A 22,143-nucleotide genomic window follows, 5' to 3' on the forward strand; every position below is an offset into this window, starting at 1 on the left:
CACCAAAGTTACTTCGCACTGATGTATTCTCATAGTTATAAAAAGATCTTACAAGGAAAACCCTGTAAGATCAAGTTTGTTTACTGATTGGCAAGGAAGTCAGCATATGCTTTCACATATGGTGGTAAATCCGGTGGGCGACGACTGGAAATAATATGTCCATCTGTTACGACCGGTTCATCACTCCACAAGCCACCTGCATTCGTCATGTCATCTTTAATACCTGGCGTGCTAGTTACTTTTTTGCCACGCAATATACCAGCAGAAACCAGTACCCATCCCGCATGACAAATTTGGCCGATCGGCTTTTTCGCTTGATCCATATAACGTACCATTTCTAGCACTTCCGGGAACCTTCTTAGTTTATCAGGAGCCCATCCACCCGGCACTAGGATACCATCATAATCTTCTGCATTTATATCGGAAAAAGCATAATCAGAATTTGCTGGAACACCATATTTTCCAATATATTTTTGATTAGCCTCTTTTCCTACCAAATCAACCGTTGCACCTTCTTCACGCAAACGTAAAATAGGGTACCATAGTTCCAAATCTTCAAAATCTTCGTCTACTAAAGCAATTACTTTTTTATTTTCAAGACGCACAATATTACCTCCTTCACCTTAATACTATTAGTGTATCAAAAGTGAGCCCACATTATCGAATCATTGCTCCCGTGTATAATAATTAGCGTACTTAAAAAAAGTACTTGCTGTAGTCTCAGGATTTTCGGCTTGGCTAATTGCTGAAATGACTGAGACTCCATCTGCACCAGATTTCATCAGTCGAATCACGTGTCCTAAACGGATACCACCAATCGCCACAATCGGCAGATCTCCTACTCTTTCTCTTATTTCCTGTAAACCTTTTGCCCCAATTGGTTGTTTCGCATCCTCTTTCGTATTTGTGCTATAAATTGGGCCTACTCCAATATAGTCAGCACCGTCTTTCTTTGCCTGAACTGCTTCCTCTACATTAGTTGATGACACACCAACAAGCCAATTAGCAGGGACAATTTTTCTCACTTCATTTATCGACATATCGTCCTGTCCTACATGAACACCATCTGCCTCTATTTCCAGCGCTAATTCCACATCATCATTGACTAAAAAAGGGACATGATATTGATGACATAGCTCTTTCATTTGAATGGCTAATTGCTTTTTAGCTTCTCCTTCAAGAGCACCTCGGCCTTTCTCGCGAAACTGAAAAAGGGTAATACCACCCTTTAACGCTTCTCTTAGTACATATAAGGGATCTTCTTTCGTATTATTACTTCCGAGTATAAAATAAACTTGCAATACATCACGTTTCATTCTTTTAAGAACTCCTAGTTATTTGTTTTTTCTTGTTGACTTCTTCTCCATCTACTACAAACAATTGATCCAAGAATGCTATTTGAAAACTTCCTGGATAGGTATGCATTTCTGCAGCATTTTCTGCTGCCACTCCATAATAGCTAAGTGCATTAGTCACAGCTTCTATCACGTTTTCACTTACCGATAAGAAGGACGCAATAACAGCTGATAATAAACACCCTGCACCAGTTACTTTTGTTAGAAGTGGATGACCATTGGAGATTATAACTCGTTCATCTTGGTTGATAACCACGTCTTTTTCCCCAGTGATAGCAAGAGGTACTTGTAATGTATCAAAAGCTAACTCTGCTAATTGTTGTACATCGATACTACTTGAACCTTCGACACCACGAACTTGAGCATCAACTCCGGCTAAATTGGAAATTTCCCCTGCATTCCCTCTGATACATGTTACCTTGACTTCCTGTACGATTCGCTTAGCGGAATCTGTTCGGAATGTGGTAGCACCGACACCCACCGGGTCTAACACAACAGGTACCCCTGCTCGATTGGCAGCTTTACCTGCTAAAATCATCGCATCGACTTGCTCTTTTGTTAATGTCCCAATATTTAATACGACAGCACTTGCAATCTGCGCCATTTCTTCTACCTCTTCTTTGGCATTCGCCATTACAGGTGCTGCACCAACAGCATATAGTCCATTTGCTGTGAAGTTCATTACTACTTGATTTGTAATATTATGAATCAATGGTTGCTGCTTTCGTACCTCCTCAATTAAATGGCTCACTTGAATGCCTCCCTTTTATGAGGTAAACCTTTTAATCTGTATCCCCAATGATTTGTCGGACCATGGCCATGACCTAGCTCTAAAGGATACTGAATGGCATCTGTAATAAAATCCTTTCCGATTGCCACTGCGTCTTTTACTGTCTTACCTTTTGCCAGTTCAGCAGTGATGACAGCGGAGAAGGTACAGCCTGTTCCATGCGTATGTTTCGTATCAAAACGATCTGCCTTTAGATAATGAAGATTTTTACCATCATATAAAACATCCACAGCTTCCCCTTGCAGGTGGCCACCTTTAACAACCGCTGCTTTTGCACCTAAATCATCCACAATCACTTTCGCTGCTTTTTCTGCGTCCTGATTATGATGAATCTCAAAACCTACTAAAATTTCCGCTTCCGGTATATTGGGTGTTACTACTGTAGCAAGAGGAATTAGCGTATCACGAATAACTTGTCTTGATGCTTCATCCATTAAGGAATCACCGCTTTTCGCCACCATAACCGGATCAATAACATAAGGAATGTTCGTTTTTGCTAGTTTTTCTGCTATTAATTTCATCATATCGACAGTAGCGATCATCCCAGTCTTGATTGCTTGCGGTGGGATATCTGTTAATACAGCATCTAATTGCTTTTCAATAAAATCAATGGACAAGTGTTGCACATCTTGAACTCCCAATGTATTTTGCGCTACTACAGAGGTAATCACACTCATACCATAAACTTCTCGTTCCTGAAACACTTTCAAGTCTGCTTGAATACCGGCACCACCCGATGGATCGGTTCCAGCTATTGTTAGTGCTGACGCTACTTTATGCATTTTAATTCCCCTTTCCATCTAATGAAAATGGCCATGCTTCAACGTTATATGCCATCTCCCAGAATAAATACTCTAGCTGACAGCTTTTCATAAAGGCTAATTTTGCTTTTTGTTTTTCTCCTTCTCCTACTTGTTCTGCCCACTTATCTAAACGTTCACATAATTCAGTCGTAACGGATGCTGTTTCTTCTTTTGCGTAAAATGTAATCCATTCATAGAAAGGGTGTTGCTCTGTCGGTTGATATTTATCTTTTAAATAATGTCCGATTTCCAAATAGGTCCATGGACAAGGTAACAAGGCTGCAATTAATTCACCTATACTTCCTTGCTGAGCTACACTTTTCATGTGTGCTACATAATGATCAGCTGTCGGTGGCAGAGGATATCCTTGCAATTCATCATAGTCCACTCCTGCAACACGACACAAATTATGATGTGGATGAATTTCACTATTTAAGATGAAGCCGATTTTTTCATAAAAATACGTCATATCTTCTCTTGTAGTGCTTTTCGTAATGGCAATACCATAAATATTCATAAACGCATTAAGGTACTCAAAATCTGCTTTTACATAATGAATGATTGCTTCTTTGTGTAGGTTCCCTTCACCAATTCCCACTACAAAAGGGTGTTCAAAAATACCTTGGTAAATATCATTTGCCGCTACTCGCAATTCTTGACTAAATGTCATGTCTACTGCCTCCACAAAAAATATATATTTCCATAAAAAAGCCGCTCGCGGGTAGCGGAGCGGCTCTTTGAATAATCCATATCAAAAAATAAAGGTGCATGTATTCACACACCATCCGACTCCACTTTCCTACGCTGGTTTTAACCAGTTCAGGTTCAAAGGGATCAAGAAATCGATTCTTATCTCAGCTGCTCTTGCAGCACCCCTAGCGGAATTTATTATGAAGTTATAACCAATAAAACATGGATACGATGAAATGTCAAGTTTTCCCGTCTCTAATTAATTATCCCAAATGAATCAATCGGCCAGATCCGCATTTTGACATCTCCAATGATAGCTTCTTCATTAACAAACCCAAATTGACGGCTATCTTTACTAACTCTTCGATTATCCCCTAAAACAAATATTTTGCCTTCGGGAACACGTTCTTTTCCTGTTAATTCTTTAAGAGTGAAATCATTTGTAAGCTTTTGACCTTCAGAAAGCAAAGATTTGTACTTATCAAGATATGATTCTTCATAAAGTTCCCCATTAATATACAGGTTATCATCTCTCATCTCGATCGTATCACCAGGAAAGCCAATTACCCTTTTCACATAATTATCGTTTGAATCTGGTGCTTCGAAGGCAATTTCGTCAAAACGATCTATATTGCTTATCTTACTCAAAATGATCCGGTCTCCATCTTTTAAATTCGGCATCATCGATTCACCTTTGACAACTGAAGGTGTAATCAAAAAGTGCCGACATAGGAGTACGATTATAATAGCAACCAACAACGCCTTCAACCATGAAAGTAATTCTTTAACGACTTTATTCTCCATTATAGACCTTCCTTCACTTTACTTAACTTTTACTTGTGATTTATATATGTTATTCTATTATAATGCTAAATCCAATGATAGTTTCTTACTTATTTTAGCATATTTTGTATGGCAATTGTTAATTATACCATAGAAATAAGGTGAACAAATGAAAACAGATCAACATTTAGCAAAGAAGTATTATACTATTCTTTTTATTACAGGAATTATTCTATTAGCCTTTAATTTAAGACCCGCCATTACTTCTGTCGGGCCCATTATTGGAATAATCCGTGAAGATTTATCCATCAATAATTGGAGCGCAGGCTTTTTAACCAGTCTACCTCTCATAGCCTTTGCTTTTATGTCACCAATTGCTCCAAGAATTGCCAATCGAACAAGTAATGAAAAAGCATTACTTTACGGTCTTTTAACATTATTAATTGGTATTTGGGTTCGTTCCACTGCATCCATTACTTTATTATTCATCGGGACCACATTAATTGGTGTGGGAATCGCCATCATTAATGTCATTTTACCAAGTCTTATTAAAAGTAATTTTCCTACTAAGATTGGTTTAATGACCGGTGTTTATACTACTTCCATGTCTATTTTTGCAGCATTAGGATCTGGGTTAAGCGTTCCATTAACAACAACTGCTGGACTCGGCTGGAAATGGTCATTAGCTAGTTGGAGCATATTAACGATCATTGGTATTTTTGCTTGGTTAGTGGCGATGAATAAAGCGCCCCTTCAAGAAGATAGTGAACTGTTTGAACCGAGCACAGTCAAATTATTGCGTTCACCTGTTGCTTGGCAGGTGACCTGTTTTATGGGGTTACAGTCCTTTTTATTTTATGTGACGATCTCATGGTTAGCTGAAATTTTGATTTCCAATGGGTTTTCGGGATCAGTTGCTGGATGGTATGTAGCATATATGCAATTCATTAGTTTGCCTGCTACCTTCTTCACACCTGTTATCGCGAGTAAACTAAAAAATCAACAGCCTGTCGTCGCAGTTTTTGGTTTGTCTGGACTTATCGGATATAGCATATTGTATTTTGAGCCTGATATTATTGGATCCACCATTGCGATTACGTTAATTGGTATTATGTTAGGGGCAAGCATTAGTTTAGCATTAGCCTTACTTGGACTAAGAACCACTAACGCAAGACAAGCAGCTGAATTATCAGGTATGTCTCAATCTTTTGGTTACTTGTTAGCATCAATTGGACCAATTGTTGTTGGTCTTATTTTTGATATCACGAACGATTGGCAGCCTTCTATTCTAACGATCATATTTATTGCATTACTTATGACCGGTTTCGGTTTAGGAGCAAGTAGAAATAAGAAAGTTTTATAATCTGTTTTGCTCTTCGTGTGCTATTTTGGATAAAAAAGTAATAACATATTATATAAAGTGAGACTATGATCAGGGTGTTAGCGTCTATTAACCCTAACCTTATTCTTGTGTTACTTGAAGCTTGAAGTGGTGGTCTTTCAGACGGTTAGTACCGTGATAAAGAACTTAACTTTACCGTTCTGTATATCAGGTGTATACTGGATGTATGTAATAAGAAAGGGAGATGGTTGTAGCTATGAGAAAATCCCTCATCTTTGTCATGATAATGTTAACCATTTCTCACTTTATCACACTATCAAATTATCAATCTAATGTATTTAACATTGAATTAAACGAAGAACTACATGCGACTTATTATTATGATGCTGACTATCATGATTCATCGGCAGACAAAGGTATTTTTAATGAAGGTCGATTAATGATTGGAATATTACTATTATCCCTGATTCTTTACTCTCTTCAACAATCATTCGTAGCACGACATTATTTGCATGCAGTATTTTATCAATCTAATTATCTGATCACATTCGTACCCCTTCCACAAAAATAATTTGAAGGAGGTATTATCATGTGGTTTAGATTCTTTATGATTGGTCTATTTTCCCTTGCAGCATTGAGCGTCTGGTTGTACCAGGGAATTGAATTCATTCACGCATTTACTGATTACTTTAAAAATCGTTCTTAATAAAAAAGGGTTTTTCTTATCTAATAACAAGAGCACGGTTTCCAAAAAACCGTGCTCTTTCTATTATTTATACAGCTTTTGTTTTTAGTTCTACATCAATATTGCCTCTCGTTGCTTTTGAGTATGGGCAGAAGTCATGTGCTTGTTTTGCTAGTTCTTCTGCTTCTTCCTGTGATACGCCTTTGATTTCTACGTTAAGTACTACACCAATTTTGAATCCTCCGTCAGCTTCATCTTTTAATAAGCTAACTTCTGCCGTAATAGAAGAATCAATATCTTTTTTTTGTTTAGATGCCATTAAGTTCAAAGCACCGTCATAGCATGCAGAATAACCTGCAGCAAATAATTGTTCTGGATTAGAGCCTTTTCCATCACCATCACCAGCTGGATTTACCAGGTTTAAATCAATTAAACCATCATCTGATTTGACATGACCGTCACGGCCACCTTGTGCAGTTGCTTTGGATGTAAATAATTTGTTACTCACTCTATCCACTCCTTCAAATTAAATTAGAACGTTTGCTTTTTGTTCTATATTATTTATTCTACCAGTACTATTCCTTTTCCTTCAATTATTAAACATTCCTTTTAATTAAAGTGGAGAAAATCATCAGATTTCAACCGGTATTAGTTACACACTATTATCTTTAAAGAACATAAAAGCATTATACTTTACACAAACTTAGATTATTGCCATATTTAATAGTGGATGTTGATTCCAAGGAGGTAAAAGCATGCAAAATTTCATTTTTCATAACCCGACGAAGTTATATTTCGGTCAAGGGCAATTAGAGAACTTACAAACAGAATTACAAAGTTACGGCGATAATATTCTTGTTGTCTATGGCGGCGGAAGTATTAAACGAAACGGATTATACGATCGGGTTATTGATATATTAAAGCAAGAAAATAAAAAGATATTTGAATTAAGTGGTGTTGAACCAAACCCACGTGTAACCACAGCACGTAAAGGTATTGACATTTGCAAAGAAGAAAAAATAGATTTCATCCTTGCTGTTGGTGGTGGAAGTACCATTGACTGTACAAAAGCAATTGCAGCAGGAGCCAAATCAAATGATGATATTTGGAATATTGTAACTAAGAAGGCGAATGCTACCGACGCACTTCCATTCGGAACTGTTTTGACACTAGCAGCAACAGGTTCTGAAATGAATCCTGGATCTGTCATTACAAATTGGGAAACAAATGAAAAGCATGGTTGGGGCAGTCCTTATACCTATCCAGCTTTCTCCATTTTGGATCCTGTTTTCACCAAAACAGTACCGAAAGACCAAACGATTTATGGTATGGTTGATATTATGTCACACGCACTTGAGCATTATTTTCATCATGAAGAAAATACATTATTACAGGATCGTATGGTAGAAGGAATTCTACAAACGATGGTAGAAACAGCTCCAAAATTATTAGCAGACCTTGAAAATGAAGAACATCGTGCAACAGTTCTATACAATGGTACGATGGCTTTAAATGGAATGGTAAACATGGGATACCATGGTGACTGGGCAACACACAACTTGGAACATGCCGTTTCAGCTGTCCATGACATTCCACATGGTGGGGGTCTAGCAATTCTATTCCCAAATTGGATGGAATATGCGATCGATGAAAACGTACATCGTTTTAAGCAATTAGCTGTCCGCGTATTCAATGTGGATCCAAATGGTAAATCAGATAAAGAAGTTGGCTTAGAAGGAATAGCTAAACTACGTGCTTTCTGGAATAGTATCGAAGCACCCTCCCGCCTAGCTGATTATAATATTGATGAAGACAGTATCGAGGAAATGGCTGATAAAACAGTGATCGCAAGACCGGAATTCGGTAATTTCAAGAAACTGAACCGTGATGATGCGATTGCGATATATAAGGCTTCTCTTTAAGAATAAAACAGTGACCGATTAATTGTTATCGGTCACTGTTTTCATTTTCATCGGACTCTTTTTCTTCATTATATTCCTGTTCGTCTGGTAATGGATCAATAGTATGCTTATAACCATACCCTTTATTTAAAGTCAAAATCGACAATGCTAGTACACCGATTACTACAATAATACAAACAATAATGACAACCCACATGCCCCGTATCCTTCCCTTTCTTTGAAATAAAACCAATTATAACATAATACAGCATTGTGAAATAACTCACAAAAGGCAACTGTGGAAAGGTCATTTTAACAACCATAGTTTCCATATTCTGCGAAGTAACGTGGACTCCCAAATAAATCTGGGCTGAGCGTGGACATTTGTTCCGCTATTTGTGACGAAAGTCTCGTTGTTAGGGTGGTCGCGGACATCTATTCCGCTATTCATCGAAAATAGTGCTAATTCAAGCCGAAATGAACCAAATAAGGGATTCAATGTCCGCTAACATGAAAAAACAAGTGATTTTCATTCCAATAACGCACTAAATGTCCGCTCAATAAATGTTAGCACCTAGATAAATTTTCACTAGTTCGCAGTTTTTATCTATCACAAAGTATGATTTTGATAATTAGGATAGGTTGTGGCTATTAACGTGTTTTTTGACTGCCTTTTAAAATTCTAACTGGTCATTTTCATCGTTTTTATTGCACTCCCGAACGCTTTTATAGCGATCACATAAAATAAAATAGAAATGTTCATAATCTTGTATGATGAAGGAGTTTTGATCATGTCTAACATTACTCATACGTCTATCAACAGGCGAAAAAAAGGTCGAAAGAAAAAGTCATGCAGCTGCGGTGGTTCCAAAAGAAAAAGACAATAAAATAAGATTAAATAAAATAAGAAATAATCACTTCGATAATCGCCGCTACTCCTGCAACTGCTAATACGATAATGATTGGAATAAATACAGTAGAATAAAAGTGAAAACCTAAAAATAAAAATAGAGCTGACCAAATACCCGTACACCAGTGACACCGTAGTAATTCACCAATCCATCTTTTCCATCCATTCCCCTTAAACATCACAGTCTCTTCTATGGTACCATCGGGCAACCATTTTTCTTCTACTTCAAAAAAAGGTGCTCGAATAAAGCCCGTGATCTTATCATAAACAATCAATCTTGTTAACCTAAATGTCGCCAGTGATAGTAAAACAAAAGACAACCATGTAATCATATAGGCACCTTCTCTCATTTTTCCTTTAGTTTCATATTATTAAGTAGGTGCCTAATTCATGATTAGAAAACAAAAAAAGACCTTATGTTTACATCAGATCAGGATTACATCATTATTTATTTAATTGTTGTTCTACCAAATCACCTATCCAAGGTAATTTGACATAGTGACCTTTTAGGCTTTTACCATTAAGACAAGCGTTAAAGGTAAAATTAAAATATTTACACGCAATCCCAATATCGGAATCACAGCAAGAACCGTATTCATCACTATCACAACAATCCATGAAAAATCGACTGCAATGTATGAAAACGGACAAAGCGATTTTCTTTTTTTAACAGTAAAAAATGATACCAGTAATAAATCTTACTAGATATGTTAATACTCCCGCTACATTCTGATCTAATCCTGAAGATGTTTTGGGCTGTTGCTCTGACTTTTGTGCTTCATTATCTTGCGGCGATTGATTCTCTGTCATCTTCCCCTTCATTCATTTATATTACAATATATAATTTCCATAATATTCATATCATTCATTTCCTCCCCCGGAGAAATTTACTATATAAAGATGCCAAAACTTGTTGAAATAACATGCCAACAACAACCGGCACCGCCACGGGACCAGGAAAATATTGAACAGCTATAACCGCTCCAGCACTAATATTTCTCATTCCGCTGCTAAATGTTAGGGAAATAACATCTTGACTTGCTCGTTTTAACCACTTAGCTAGCAACCATGCTAAGTAATATCCACTCGCAGCTACCAAAAACATCGTAATAGCTACTTTAATAAGATGAAAATCAATATCTAATAAATACTCCGCTACCTCAGAGCTATTTATCATAATCACTAAAGCTAACGCCATTTTTGAGAATGGCGCTAAACGCGGACTCCATTTCTCATGAACTCCTCCACGAGTCATTTCATGTAGAAGCATACCTAATATAGATGGAATCACAATCATGATAAACAAACCTTTCATCATCGCCCATACTTCTAAATCAACGGATGCTCCGATAAATAAGGATATAGACAACGGGACAATAAAAGGTGATAAAATCGTATCAATCAAAATAACGGAAAGCGTTAAGGCAACATTTCCTTTATTCATGGAAACCCAAATAAAACTTGTAATGCCTGTCGGAATAATCATTGCTAATACAAAGCCAATAACCGTTAAATGATCATTGCTAAAAGTAATACTTCCGACTAGGTATGCCCATAGAGGCATTAAAATATGTAGAATAACAAGAGCTATCAATATCGATAAAGGATGTGCTACCACTCGATATAATGCAACAAAATTCAAACTTAAACTTCCTGCAAATGTCATAAATGCAAAGATCCAGATAACCCAGTTATCAAATTGCAGGAAAAAATCTGCAAATAAAACACCCACAATAACACTTGATGGTGCTATAAAGGGCATAATTCGTTGTAACATTTGATTCAAAAGGTTTAACATTTCAGTCTACTCCTAGGGTGTTATTTCTTTTTTAACCTCGGACGTTTCTCTGACCAATCCACCTCTACCGGCACCCCAAAAAATGCTGTTAAATTTTCTGAATTGATCATAGCTTTTGTTGATCCTTGATTAAATACATGACCATCTTTTAACAATAACGATTTCGAAAAAGTCGGCAAAATTTCCTCCACATGGTGAGTTACATAAATAATCGAAGGAGCGTTTCCGTCACTGCTGATATTCTCAATTGATTCTAATAATTTCTCTCTTGCGATAAAATCTAAACCATTTGTCGGCTCGTCTAAAATTAATAATTGGGGATTGTTCATCAGAGCTCGTCCAATTAAAACACGTTGCTGCTCACCTTGTGATAATGTCCGATAAGCACGGTTAGCATAGGAAAAGCAATCCAAGTCCTTCAGTAACTGCTGTGCCTTGGTACGCATCTCATCTGTTGGATTTTCATATAAACCGATCGAAGCGAATCCACCACTTAATACGACTTGGTATGCACTATCGGTACCGTAAATTCGTTGTTTTAAAGTAGATGACACAATGCCAATTTGTTGTCTTAACTGTTCCCCAAGTATATCCTTTCCAAATTGCTTTCCGATTACATTAACTTTTCCCTCAGTTGGAAAATAGTACGCACACAACATATGTAAAAGTGCCGTTTTCCCTGCACCATTCAATCCCAATAATGTCCAATTCTCTCCCTTCTCCATTTTCCAATTGATATCTTTTAGTATCCAATTCCCCTCTTTTTTTAGTCCTACTTTTTCTAAATCCAATACCATTCTATATCACTTCCTTCATCTATTTAGTATACACCTGAAAGCCTGAAATTTCTTGTGTTTGGTTTAGTAGAGAAATTTTTCAAAAAATGTGAACTTTTCTATTGAAAATGATTCTCATTATCGTTATAATGTATTTAATCACATAGAGTGATGAAACATTCCCTTTACACAAATCTTTTGTTACCCCCAATCAACAAAAGTTTCAAGGATGTTTCCCAATCCATAGAAGCAACTATCTCGTTGATAGATTGCTTCTCTTTTTTTACAATTTCTTAATTAAAATTATTTTAAATAAATATTGATTTTTATAAAACTTGTATTATAATAAAGAGTGTAAAATTTTTTAGGGAGAGGTGCTATATATATGAGTCAAGAAAAAAAATACTTAACAACTGCCTCTGGTGCGCCAGTTGGAGATAACCAAAACTCCATTACTGCAGGCCATAGAGGACCAACATTAATCCAAGACGTTCATTTACTAGAAAAACTAGCTCATTTTAACCGAGAAAGAGTTCCAGAAAGAGTTGTGCACGCGAAAGGTGCCGGAGCACACGGCTATTTTGAAGTAACCAATGACGTTTCTAAATATACAAAAGCAGACTTTTTATCTGAAGTTGGTAAGAAAACACCTATGTTCATCCGTTTCTCAACGGTTGCCGGTGAATTAGGTTCTGCCGATACAGTACGTGACCCTCGTGGTTTTGCTGTTAAATTCTACACAGATGAAGGTAACTATGATTTAGTTGGGAATAACACACCTGTCTTCTTTATTCGTGATGCCATTAAATTCCCAGACTTTATTCATACACAAAAACGTAACCCGCAAACTCACTTAAAAGACAAAAATGCGGTTTGGGATTTCTGGTCATTATCACCGGAATCACTTCATCAAATTACTATTTTACACTCTGATCGTGGTATTCCAGCTACACATCGTCATCAAAATGGGTATGGAAGCCATACGTTTAAATGGGTAAATAAAGATGGAGAAGCATTCTATATTAAATACCACTTCAAAACTGATCAAGACATTAAAAACTTAGACCCTAAGGTTGCGGATGAACTTGCAGGTACAAATCCTGATTATCACATTGAAGATCTATATAATGCCATTGAAGAAGGTAACTATCCTTCTTGGACATTAAAAGTTCAAATCATGCCTGAAGCGGACGCGCAAAACTATCGTTACGATCCTTTCGATGTAACGAAGGTATGGCCTCATGAAGATTATCCACTAATTGAAGTTGGTAAAATGGTATTAGATCGCAATCCAGAAAATTACTTTGCAGAAGTAGAACAAGCTGCCTTCTCACCTGGTCACTTTGTTCCTGGTATTGAAGCTTCTCCAGATAAAATGCTTCAAGGTCGTTTGTTTGCATATTCTGATGCACATCGCTACCGTATTGGTGCAAATCATGAAACACTACCAATCAACCGTGCCAAATCACCGGTTAACAACTACCAACGTGATGGTTACATGAGCCATAATGGTAATGGTGGCAGCGCGCCTAATTATGAGCCAAACAGCTTTAGTGACGCGCCAAAAGAAACACCAGAAAACAAAATTAATCCATATGAAGTTTCTGGATTTGCTGATAGTGTTCCATATGATAGTGATGATCACTATTCTCAACCTCGCGCATTATTCCGTGATGTAATGAACGATGAAGAACGTGAGCGTTTAATCCAAAACTTCGCAGACCATTTAAGTGGCGTAACTCGCGAAGGAATTGTTGAACGTCAATTAGGAAACTTCTATAAAGTAGATCCTGAATTAGCAGAAGGTGTTGCTACTAAACTAGGAGTAGAAGTACCAGCACACGTAAAAGAATAAAGAAGAGTCAAAAAGAGACCTAGCACGGTCTCTTTTTGGCTCTTCTTTCTCGGGAGACAAGAAAGTATAAAATTCGCGCGGATGTCTAGCTCCAAGCGCCCAAAAACTAGGCGACTTCACGAATCGCCCTACGATAAAGAAGACTTGCCGATTGGTGAAACCAGAGGCTTAGTCGCCCTTATACCCTTGGGTGAAAGTCATCATCGGATCGCAAGCTCACCGTGATTCCTTTATCTCAGTTGATTCTGAAGCCGCTACGTTTCTAAGCGGGCGCTTTGCGCTTTTCTTACTTTACTTATTATCTTTAAAATAATTAGTTTAGATTAAAGCTCACTACCTTTTGCTCTGTCATGGCTTCAATCGAGGACTTGATACCTTCTCTTCCTAAACCAGATTGTTTCACCCCTCCAAAAGGCATAGCATCGATACGATAATCACTACTATCATTCACCATGATGCCGCCGACTTCTAACTTTTGTATCGTTAAGAACGCATTTCCCACGTCCTTTGTAAATATCCCTGCTTGCAGCCCGAAATCAACAGCATTTGATTGAGCAATCGCTTGATGCACATCATCTACAGAATAGACAAGTACGACAGGACCAAATATTTCTTCTTGGGCAATCACAGCATTAATAGGGACATCTGTTAGAATAGTAGGATAATAAAAGGCTCTCTCTCTTTTTCCGCCAATTTGAATTTTTGCACCTTCTGCTACAGCTTGATTCACCCACGCTTCGACCCTTTTTGCTTCCCGTTCATTAATCATTGGGCCAATGTCTGTTAATGGATCCAATTTATCTCCCAACTGCAGTTCTGAAGTGCTTTGTTTATATAACTCTAAGAATTGATCATATACTTCCTTTTCTACATAAACTCGCTGGACACCAATACAATTTTGACCAGCAACTGTAAAAGCACCTGAAACACAAGCTGCCACTGCTTTTTCAACATCTGCATCATTTAACACAATTACCGGCGAGTTGGAACCGAGCTCCATTCCTACCTTTTTGACACCAGCTTTATGCGCTATTTTCTTCCCAACATCTACTCCTCCCGTAAATGTAATCATTGTAATAGAAGGATGCGTGACAAGTACATCGCCTACATCTCGACCTGATCCGGTCACAACGGACAACATGCCTGCAGGTAATCCAGATTTTGTGAACGCCTCCGCCAAAAGCAATGCACTCAACGGCGTATCAGATGCTGGTTTGACAATAACCGCATTTCCAGAGGCAATCGCTGGACCAACCTTATGAGCTACTAAATTTAAAGGATCATTAAACGGGGTAATAGCTCCAATCACACCTACTGGAAAGCGATAATAATAGCCCACCCTATTTTCTCCACTTTCACTTTGATCAAAATTAATCGTTTCCCCATTTATCCTTCTCGCTTCTTCTGCGCTAATTTGAATCGTTTGTATCGCTCGCTTTACTTCCATGCGAGCTTCGTTAATCGTTTTGCTTCCTTCTAATGCAAGCGTTTCCACATAACGCTCTTTATTTTCCTCTATATAGGAGGCTACTCGTTGAAGTACGGCCATTCTTTCATGAGTTGGCCAAGGTTTGTTACTTAAAAATGCCTCCTCTGCTTTTTCAATAGCCATCAGCATATCATTTTCTGTAGCCAATGGCACTTTGGCAATTAATCGATTATCTTGTGGGTCATATACATCAAATGTTTGATCAGCCGCTATCCATTGTCCTGCAATCAACATTTTTTCTTGTTTTACTTTTAATTGCATGGAAATCACCCCCTATTAAAGTTTGGTTAGCGCGTTTTGTCTGTGATAATGAATAATATCTATAAATAGTGAGTAACCTGTTTCGATTAGCCCTGCACCTGCACCTGTTAACATGATAGGACCAGATAAGTCACATTCGTAAACGATCGCATTTGTCGGACCATTAACACCAGCTAATGGGTCGTTACTATCTACCAGTTCTGGCTTAACTGAAGCTTCAACGGAACCATCTTCCCTTTTAATTAAGCGTGAGAGCAGACGCCATTTTTGATTATTATCTAGGGCTTCTTTTACCATCTCTAAAGTTACATCGCTAATTCCTTTACAGTAGATATCTTCTGATGCTATTTTTTCACCCATTAAATAGTTCGCTAAAATCGCTGTCTTATATCTTGCATCATAACCTTCTACATCACTAGTTGGATCCGCTTCTGCAAACCCGAGGCTTTGCGCTTTTTCTAATGCTTCTTGGTATGTCTTACCTTTTTCCATTTCAGTTATCATATAGTTAGTCGTCCCATTTAAGATACCTTTAATTTCTGTTATTTCATTACCTGCTAATGTCATGACGGGCAATCTGAGTGCTGGCGTCCCGCTCATTACTGTTCCTTCAAATCCCCAGAACACGCCATTTTTTTCAGCTAATGCTGATAATTCATCATAAGCTAAGGCAACAGGACCTTTATTAGTCGTTACCACACTTTTTTTATGTTCAAAAGCTGCTCGACAATGATCAATGGCCGGTTGACCTGTCTTCACATCTGTGAACGTTACCTCGACAATCATATCTGCATTCGTATTCTTGATTGTTTCCATGCTATCCAAGCCTCTAATTAATCCTGTTTGATCTGGATAAGCATCTAAACTCCCAGAATCTCTAACGGCAGATAACAACTTTTCGATGCTTAAACCATCCGGATGATACACAGATCCTTTCATAATATCGGATACAGCGACAACCTCGGGCTCAAAACCATACGATGGCTTTTCACCCTTTTGTTGTTTCAAGAAAATCTCTGTCAATGCCTGCCCAACACCGCCAAACCCAATAAAAGCGACCTTCATAGTCAATCTCATCACCTCCATCAATTTTTAAGAAAACTTGGCGACAGTTGTACGTCGAAATTCACTTCATTGGTAACACAATATAAGTTAAGTCGATGTTAAAAAGTATGATTTATTCCTTAGCAACTGCTTTATTTGTTTATAAATAGACTTTCTGGCAAAGATTGAAAAGCTTGCTCTAAATCATGAATTAAGTCATCCTTATCTTCAAGTCCTGCTGAATATCGAATTAATCCTTCTGGTATCCCCATTGCAGCTCTTTCCTCTGGTGTACATTCAACGTGACTTGTTGTGCGTGAAGGTCCTACAATCGTTTCAACAGAGCCAAGATGTGCTGCACGGTTCACATACTTTAGTTTTGGAAGTAGATGTCTGAGTGTATCCACCCCTCCCTTTACCGAGAAACTTAACATGCTACCAAATCCGTTCATTTGTTCCTTAGCAATCTCATGGCCTGGATGGTCCTCTAATCCTGGATAAAATACCGATTCAACGGTATCAACTGATTTCAAATAGCGAGCAACTGCCATTGCGTTTTCACTTTGTTTCTCAATTCTTAATTGGAGTGTTTTCATCCCTCGTAATAATAAATAAGCTGACATTGGATCTAGTGTTGCTCCATTGATTTCTCTATAATGATAAATACTTTCTACTAATTGTTTAGATCCGCAAACTGAACCGCCTAATGCATCTGCATGACCGCCTAAAAATTTAGTAGCACTATGAATCACTAGATCTGCTCCCAATTCGAGTGGATTTTGGTTTATCGGAGTAGCAAATGTGTTATCAACAATGACTATAGCTCCTGCTTTTTTTCCAACCTTCGCCATCTGTTCAATATCTGTTATTTTCACCGTTGGATTTGTCGGGCTTTCTAAATAAAGAACTTTACACCCTTTTGCTACCTCTTTTTCAATTGCTTCATGATCCCCCGTATCACATAAAACGACGTCCACTTTTTGCTTTGGCAGAAATTCGGTGAATATTTTATTGGTTCCGCCATAGGTGTCTTTTATGGAAACAATTCGATCCCCTGGGAACAATAGAGTTCCGAGTGTATTACTAATGGCTGCCATTCCAGTCGAAAAGCTAGTAGCAGCTTCTGCTCCTTCTAAAATTCTTATTTTTTCTTCAAATGCTTCAACAGTTGGGTTGGTATTACGACCGTAAATATGACCTTCTTTATTTCCGATAGCGACTTCATACCATTCATCCATATCGTCATACCCAAAAGATACACTGTGTACAACTGGAACTTGAGTGGCTCCAAAAGCTAATTGATCTTTTTCCCCTGCCCAAACTGCTTTTGTACTCATTTTTACATCTCTCATACTATTCCCTCCTCATCTAATATCTATCTTAATCATCCTGAAAGCTAGCTGATGATTCCACCCTGTTCTGGAAACGGAAAGGGATCTTGCACAATTAAATCTCTTGGAATATTGGTGAACGTTTCACCGCCATTTTTTGTTACTCGAAATGATTCACTGATCTCAATACCATAGTCTTCAAACCACAAGGCCGGAATAAGGTGGAAAGTCATGTTTGGTTGTAAAACGGTGGAATCCTCTGTTCGGATGCTTGCTGTATGCTCTCCCCAATCTGGCGGATAACCTAAACCTACGGAATATCCTAGTCTTGCCTCTTTTTCAATTCCGTATTTTTTGAGACAGTTATACCAATACCTCTCCAGTTCTCCACAAGTAATTCCAGGCTTTACCGCATCTAACACAGCATTCAAACCTTCTGCGACAATCGGCGCAATTTTCTCCAGCTGCATAGAAGGTTTACCTATCGATACCGTTCTAGCTACTGGTACATGGTACCTTTTGTAACAGCCTGCTAGTTCAATAACAACAGACTCTCCTTCTTTATATTTTCTCTCCGACCAAGTTAGATGTGGTGCACTAGTATTATCTCCAGACGGAAGTAATGGAACAATAGCTGGATAATCCCCTCCATAATCATCCGTACCAGAAATCATTTGGTGATATATCGCTGCTGCTGTATCACACTCTCTATTCCCTACCCGTACGCTTTCTACTGCTTTATACATTGCTTGGTCAGCAATTTTTGCTGCCCGCTTCATATATTCAATCTCTTGCTCTGATTTGATAATTCTTACATAGTTCACTAATAAATCTGCATTTTTAAATGTAGCATTAGGAAGTCCGTGCTTTAACCTTTCGTAAGCTTTGGCAGTGAAATAATAGTTATCCATTTCAACACCAATATTTCTATTTCCTTGCCCTATCTGTTTTAAAATTTCTGCAATGAAATCCATTGGGTGGTAAATCGATGATTGTACATAATAATCTGGGAATGGAATAATATTTTCGTTGTAGATCCATGTGGTAATTTTCGCGCCATTTGCATCTTGATAACGACCAATCCAAATTGGCTGAGGCTCATCAATGATGATAATTAACATTTGGTGAACATAGAATGACCAAGCATCATAGCCTGATATATAATTCATATTAGCTGGGTCAGTTACAAGTAACACTTCAATGCCATTTTCAGCCATCCGTTTTTTTGTCTTTGTTAAACGTGTTTGATATTCTAAAATATCAAAGGCTAACATCGTATCCCCCCTCCACCCTAAAAATATTCTTTCATTTCTTACTTTTATCTTATTAAACAGCCGCTTAAAATGTAATGTTAAGATTGTATGAAGTTTTTGGTTTTCTGTCATACAACATGAATATACACCCGAATTTTAAGATATAATGTCCAATTTTCACATCTTTTCACATAAAGTGAGACTTCCATCAGTGGGGGTTTTTATCCCCGCTGATGGTTAGTGAAACTTATCAGGGTGTTAGCGTCCGTTATCCCCCACTTAGCTTCTTTGATTTACTCGAACCTTGAAGTGGGGGTTTTACGGACGATTAGCACCGTGATAAAAAAAATTTCCGAACGATAACGAATTCTGATCACAGAATTAGTCTATTCGTTCGGAATTTTTTGCATTATAAAGTGAGAGTATGATCATTCGGGGTTTTGATCATTGGCGAAACTTTTCAGAGTGTTAGCGTCTATTATTCCCACTTAGTTTCCGTGTGTGTTACTTGAAGCCTGAAGCGGGACTTCACAGACGTTTAGCACCGTGATAAATGATAGTGTTCAGTAACTCGCTTAATGGTCATTTTGACATGAATGTTCTGCTTAACACTCGCTCCGGCTGTCCGCTTCCCTTTCCACGGTTTTTTCCCCTCAGCTAACTTCGGTAAGCAGAGATCGCTTACCAAAGTGGATCTTCGAGGAAAAATATCCCGTAGGAGTTGAAGCGAACGGCCTTCGCTAAAGGAATACTCTACAACGTTTGTAACAGTTAATATGTTGTTTCTTATTTCGATGAAAGTTAACTTTCTACTGGATGATAAGATCAACATGCTATTTCTTACTTTCGTTGTAGCATATAAAACTAGCGGCGGCCGACCGTTTCGACTCCTAGGGGATTAGCATGATCTGAAGATCCACTTTGAAAAGTGCCTTTCTTTTCAAAGTTATCTGAAGAGCATGCCCCCTGGAAAGCGAAACGGTCAGCCTAAGCGGCAGTTTAGCACTCTATTCATTTCAAAATTAAGACAAAGTAAGAGTATCCCTTAATCGGTTAATAAATGATATGTCTCCGCCTCATCTTCCCTATTATTTTATTTTATTCAGCATCCATAAACGGACACTCAACTCTAATAAGAAAGAATCATCAGCATCAATCAAGGATAAATGCGTTAGAGACTCTATTTTTCGCAACCGATGCAATAACGATTGACGATGCAAATTTAATTCTCTTGCAGTTTGACTAACATTTCCTTTGTATTTGTTGTATGTCTTAAAAGTAAAAATAAGGTCTGTCTGCCTTTTTTTATCGTATTCTAACAATGGTTTCAATGTATCTTTTACAATCTCATGAATATTTTCTTCTTGAGATATGGCCATTAACAGCCGATTAATTCTTGTATCACTATAAAAGGTTCTATTACCAGGACCATCATGCTGCAGTCCAATTTCTAGAGCCGTTTTTGCCTTTTCATAGCTTTCATAAAATGGATACGTACTTTCTTTTTGAAGTGCAATTCCCCAAGAAATATCAATATCTGAAAGCAATTGACTTAACCGTCGTTCAATCGTATCCAAAAATTGGTTTGCTAAATCATGATAAGAAGGATCCTCAACTTGCAAATAAAGAATCACTTCCCCCTTTTCAAAGGTAGTCATCGTTTTTCTCTTAAACAGTCGACCTGCATAGGTGATTTCCTTTTGGATATAATAATTAAAGCTTCTTAACGATGAATGATAAGGGTTATCTAACGTATCATGCTTATCAGATCCTAGATCTTTATGTCTAATTTCTCCAACAATACAAACATAAGGAAGATTTAGATCATATCCTAATAAATGTGCTTTTGTTAATAGTTGATGATCTACTTTCATTTTATTTTTAGCTAAATTTAATACAAAATTATCCTTTAATCGTATCTCGGTTATCTCAATGGCATTCTCCTTCACAAAATATAACGCACAGGCTGTCAATGCATGCTCTAACACATTCATCACAAACCAAGTCAGCTCTTTATTATCGCTCGGTTGAAATACAATATACCCCTGTACTTTGTGGTTGTTTAGAATTTGTAGTTGAAAAAAACGATCTTTATAAAATTTGTATTCTTTCATATGATAATACAATGGATGTTCTTGAAATTTCATATCAGATAGTGGTATCGGTTGTAAATGACTTTCTTCGACTTCGAGACTATAACTTTCTAAAATATTTTTATTAAAAAATTTAAGTGCCCTCCATCTTTTTTCAGAATCTGTGATGGCAACAGGAATTTTAATATGCTTATATAAAGTGTGTGCAATATCTTCTAACCCTTTATCTTCTAGGACACAATTAATTAATTCTTGTCTGGCATCTTCTACCTTTTGACGTTCTTTTTGTTTTACCTCTGTAATTTTATCCATCACTGATTGCCAAATATCCGTAAAACGAACTTCCCATGGAACGTCAATGATAATTAAATCATTTTGATTAGCCTTTTTCAAAATTCGATCAGGGATATTATAAATATATCGTCCTGTGGCAAAACCTAAAACAGATGCCCCCGATTGAATGACATCTTGCACAAAAGATTCTAATAAGTTGAGATTATCTTCGCATCCTATGCCAGTACTTAAAACAAACTCATTCTTTCTGACAAAATTTTCAACAGGAATCTCAATAACAGAAACCCATTCAATCGTCTTGTGCTCTTGCAAATCCTTTCCCGCCTTAACTTCACAACTTTTCATCACCGGCAATTGCATAATAGTATTCACCGTTAAACCCATACCACTCACCTCATTTTGCTACAAAAGTTCATCATCACATAAACATAAGTGCTTAATAAAGCGGGCGTTCTTTACCTTATAAGAATTTATAAATTTAAGGCTGTTTAACTTAAGCGCTCTACGATGAGGACGAGCTGTTAAACGTTTACCACATTTCCATTATCTCAGTCGCTCCAGTCCAACCCTACGTTCCTGACCGAATGCCTTGCACTTTTCTTACCATATAGGAGAGTATAAAGTAAGACTATGATAAGTGGGGGGACACCTACTTATCATTAGTGAACTTTTCAGGGTGCTAGCGTCTAT

The 22,143-nt window shown here is 37.5% G+C and carries 21 protein-coding genes and 1 riboswitch; of the genes, 4 read left to right on the forward strand and 17 right to left on the reverse strand.

The window, feature by feature from the left end; genetic code table 11:
- Nucleotides 1-80: 80 nt before the first annotated feature.
- The 6 genes from ACTWP4_RS08670 to lepB form a co-directional block, all read right to left on the reverse strand.
- Complete coding sequence (locus tag ACTWP4_RS08670) at nucleotides 81-605, reverse strand: type 1 glutamine amidotransferase domain-containing protein (protein WP_443128366.1); 525 nt, start codon at nucleotides 603-605, stop codon at nucleotides 81-83.
- A 60-nt stretch (nucleotides 606-665) separates the two neighbouring features.
- A complete protein-coding gene (thiE, locus tag ACTWP4_RS08675) occupies nucleotides 666-1,316 on the reverse strand; it encodes a thiamine phosphate synthase (RefSeq protein ID WP_443128367.1) in 651 nt (216 codons plus the stop codon).
- Between the two features lie 4 nt (nucleotides 1,317-1,320).
- Nucleotides 1,321-2,106: a hydroxyethylthiazole kinase gene (thiM, locus tag ACTWP4_RS08680; protein WP_443128368.1), complete on the reverse strand. Its 786-nt coding sequence runs from the start codon at nucleotides 2,104-2,106 to the stop codon at nucleotides 1,321-1,323.
- Nucleotides 2,103-2,927: a bifunctional hydroxymethylpyrimidine kinase/phosphomethylpyrimidine kinase gene (gene thiD / locus ACTWP4_RS08685; protein ID WP_443128369.1), complete on the reverse strand. Its 825-nt coding sequence runs from the start codon at nucleotides 2,925-2,927 to the stop codon at nucleotides 2,103-2,105. The genes thiM and thiD overlap by 4 nt, the downstream gene beginning before the upstream one ends.
- A 1-nt stretch (nucleotide 2,928) precedes the next feature.
- Complete coding sequence (tenA, locus tag ACTWP4_RS08690) at nucleotides 2,929-3,618, reverse strand: thiaminase II (protein WP_443128370.1); 690 nt, start codon at nucleotides 3,616-3,618, stop codon at nucleotides 2,929-2,931.
- A gap of 109 nt (nucleotides 3,619-3,727) precedes the next feature.
- Nucleotides 3,728-3,835, reverse strand: a riboswitch (TPP riboswitch).
- 58 nt (nucleotides 3,836-3,893) lie between these two features.
- Nucleotides 3,894-4,442 carry a signal peptidase I gene (gene lepB / locus ACTWP4_RS08695; protein ID WP_443128371.1) on the reverse strand — a complete coding sequence of 183 codons (549 nt, stop codon included), beginning with the start codon at nucleotides 4,440-4,442 and terminating at the stop codon, nucleotides 3,894-3,896.
- A 148-nt stretch (nucleotides 4,443-4,590) separates the two neighbouring features.
- Here lepB and ACTWP4_RS08700 point away from each other — a divergent pair, with 148 nt between their 5' ends.
- Nucleotides 4,591-5,784, forward strand: coding sequence for a CynX/NimT family MFS transporter (locus ACTWP4_RS08700; protein WP_443128372.1), 1,194 nt, complete (start codon nucleotides 4,591-4,593; stop codon nucleotides 5,782-5,784).
- A gap of 235 nt (nucleotides 5,785-6,019) precedes the next feature.
- Nucleotides 6,020-6,334: a hypothetical protein gene (locus ACTWP4_RS08705; protein WP_443128373.1), complete on the forward strand. Its 315-nt coding sequence runs from the start codon at nucleotides 6,020-6,022 to the stop codon at nucleotides 6,332-6,334.
- 202 nt (nucleotides 6,335-6,536) lie between these two features.
- On the opposite strand, the gene ACTWP4_RS08710 is transcribed toward ACTWP4_RS08705, so the two are convergent.
- A complete protein-coding gene (locus tag ACTWP4_RS08710; protein ID WP_443128374.1) occupies nucleotides 6,537-6,956 on the reverse strand; it encodes an organic hydroperoxide resistance protein in 420 nt (139 codons plus the stop codon).
- A gap of 247 nt (nucleotides 6,957-7,203) precedes the next feature.
- Between ACTWP4_RS08710 and ACTWP4_RS08715 the strand changes: the two genes are divergently transcribed.
- Complete coding sequence (locus ACTWP4_RS08715; protein ID WP_443128375.1) at nucleotides 7,204-8,370, forward strand: iron-containing alcohol dehydrogenase; 1,167 nt, start codon at nucleotides 7,204-7,206, stop codon at nucleotides 8,368-8,370.
- A 25-nt stretch (nucleotides 8,371-8,395) separates the two neighbouring features.
- Here ACTWP4_RS08715 and ytzI read toward each other — a convergent pair whose 3' ends face one another.
- The 5 genes from ytzI to ACTWP4_RS08740 all read right to left on the reverse strand — a co-directional run bounded on the left by ytzI (nucleotide 8,396) and on the right by ACTWP4_RS08740 (nucleotide 11,854).
- Nucleotides 8,396-8,566, reverse strand: coding sequence for a YtzI protein (ytzI, locus tag ACTWP4_RS08720; protein WP_443128376.1), 171 nt, complete (start codon nucleotides 8,564-8,566; stop codon nucleotides 8,396-8,398).
- A gap of 677 nt (nucleotides 8,567-9,243) precedes the next feature.
- A complete protein-coding gene (locus tag ACTWP4_RS08725) occupies nucleotides 9,244-9,591 on the reverse strand; it encodes a DUF1360 domain-containing protein (protein WP_443128377.1) in 348 nt (115 codons plus the stop codon).
- A gap of 334 nt (nucleotides 9,592-9,925) precedes the next feature.
- Nucleotides 9,926-10,069, reverse strand: coding sequence for a hypothetical protein (locus tag ACTWP4_RS08730; RefSeq protein ID WP_443128378.1), 144 nt, complete (start codon nucleotides 10,067-10,069; stop codon nucleotides 9,926-9,928).
- 55 nt (nucleotides 10,070-10,124) lie between these two features.
- A complete protein-coding gene (locus tag ACTWP4_RS08735; protein WP_443128379.1) occupies nucleotides 10,125-11,057 on the reverse strand; it encodes a bile acid:sodium symporter family protein in 933 nt (310 codons plus the stop codon).
- 20 nt (nucleotides 11,058-11,077) lie between these two features.
- The gene (locus ACTWP4_RS08740; protein ID WP_443128380.1) at nucleotides 11,078-11,854 is read right to left on the reverse strand and encodes an ABC transporter ATP-binding protein; all 777 of its coding nucleotides are present in this window, start codon (nucleotides 11,852-11,854) and stop codon (nucleotides 11,078-11,080) included.
- A 364-nt stretch (nucleotides 11,855-12,218) separates the two neighbouring features.
- Between ACTWP4_RS08740 and ACTWP4_RS08745 the strand changes: the two genes are divergently transcribed.
- A complete protein-coding gene (locus ACTWP4_RS08745) occupies nucleotides 12,219-13,688 on the forward strand; it encodes a catalase (RefSeq protein WP_443128381.1) in 1,470 nt (489 codons plus the stop codon).
- A gap of 313 nt (nucleotides 13,689-14,001) precedes the next feature.
- Here ACTWP4_RS08745 and ACTWP4_RS08750 read toward each other — a convergent pair whose 3' ends face one another.
- The 5 genes from ACTWP4_RS08750 to ACTWP4_RS08770 all read right to left on the reverse strand — a co-directional run bounded on the left by ACTWP4_RS08750 (nucleotide 14,002) and on the right by ACTWP4_RS08770 (nucleotide 21,837).
- Nucleotides 14,002-15,438, reverse strand: a complete 1,437-nt coding sequence (locus ACTWP4_RS08750; RefSeq protein ID WP_443128382.1) for an aldehyde dehydrogenase family protein — start codon at nucleotides 15,436-15,438, stop codon at nucleotides 14,002-14,004.
- A 15-nt stretch (nucleotides 15,439-15,453) separates the two neighbouring features.
- Nucleotides 15,454-16,509 carry a homoserine dehydrogenase gene (locus tag ACTWP4_RS08755; protein WP_443128383.1) on the reverse strand — a complete coding sequence of 352 codons (1,056 nt, stop codon included), beginning with the start codon at nucleotides 16,507-16,509 and terminating at the stop codon, nucleotides 15,454-15,456.
- Between the two features lie 125 nt (nucleotides 16,510-16,634).
- Nucleotides 16,635-17,834 (reverse strand): cystathionine gamma-synthase family protein, encoded by a 1,200-nt coding sequence (locus ACTWP4_RS08760; RefSeq protein ID WP_443128384.1) that lies wholly within the window; start codon nucleotides 17,832-17,834, stop codon nucleotides 16,635-16,637.
- A 44-nt stretch (nucleotides 17,835-17,878) separates the two neighbouring features.
- Nucleotides 17,879-19,087 carry a M24 family metallopeptidase gene (locus ACTWP4_RS08765; RefSeq protein WP_443128385.1) on the reverse strand — a complete coding sequence of 403 codons (1,209 nt, stop codon included), beginning with the start codon at nucleotides 19,085-19,087 and terminating at the stop codon, nucleotides 17,879-17,881.
- A 1,067-nt stretch (nucleotides 19,088-20,154) separates the two neighbouring features.
- Nucleotides 20,155-21,837 (reverse strand): PucR family transcriptional regulator, encoded by a 1,683-nt coding sequence (locus ACTWP4_RS08770; protein WP_443128386.1) that lies wholly within the window; start codon nucleotides 21,835-21,837, stop codon nucleotides 20,155-20,157.
- Nucleotides 21,838-22,143: the final 306 nt, after the last annotated feature.

Source organism: Gracilibacillus sp. D59 (genome assembly GCF_052246695.1).
Taxonomy (GTDB): Bacteria; Bacillota; Bacilli; order Bacillales; family Amphibacillaceae; genus Gracilibacillus.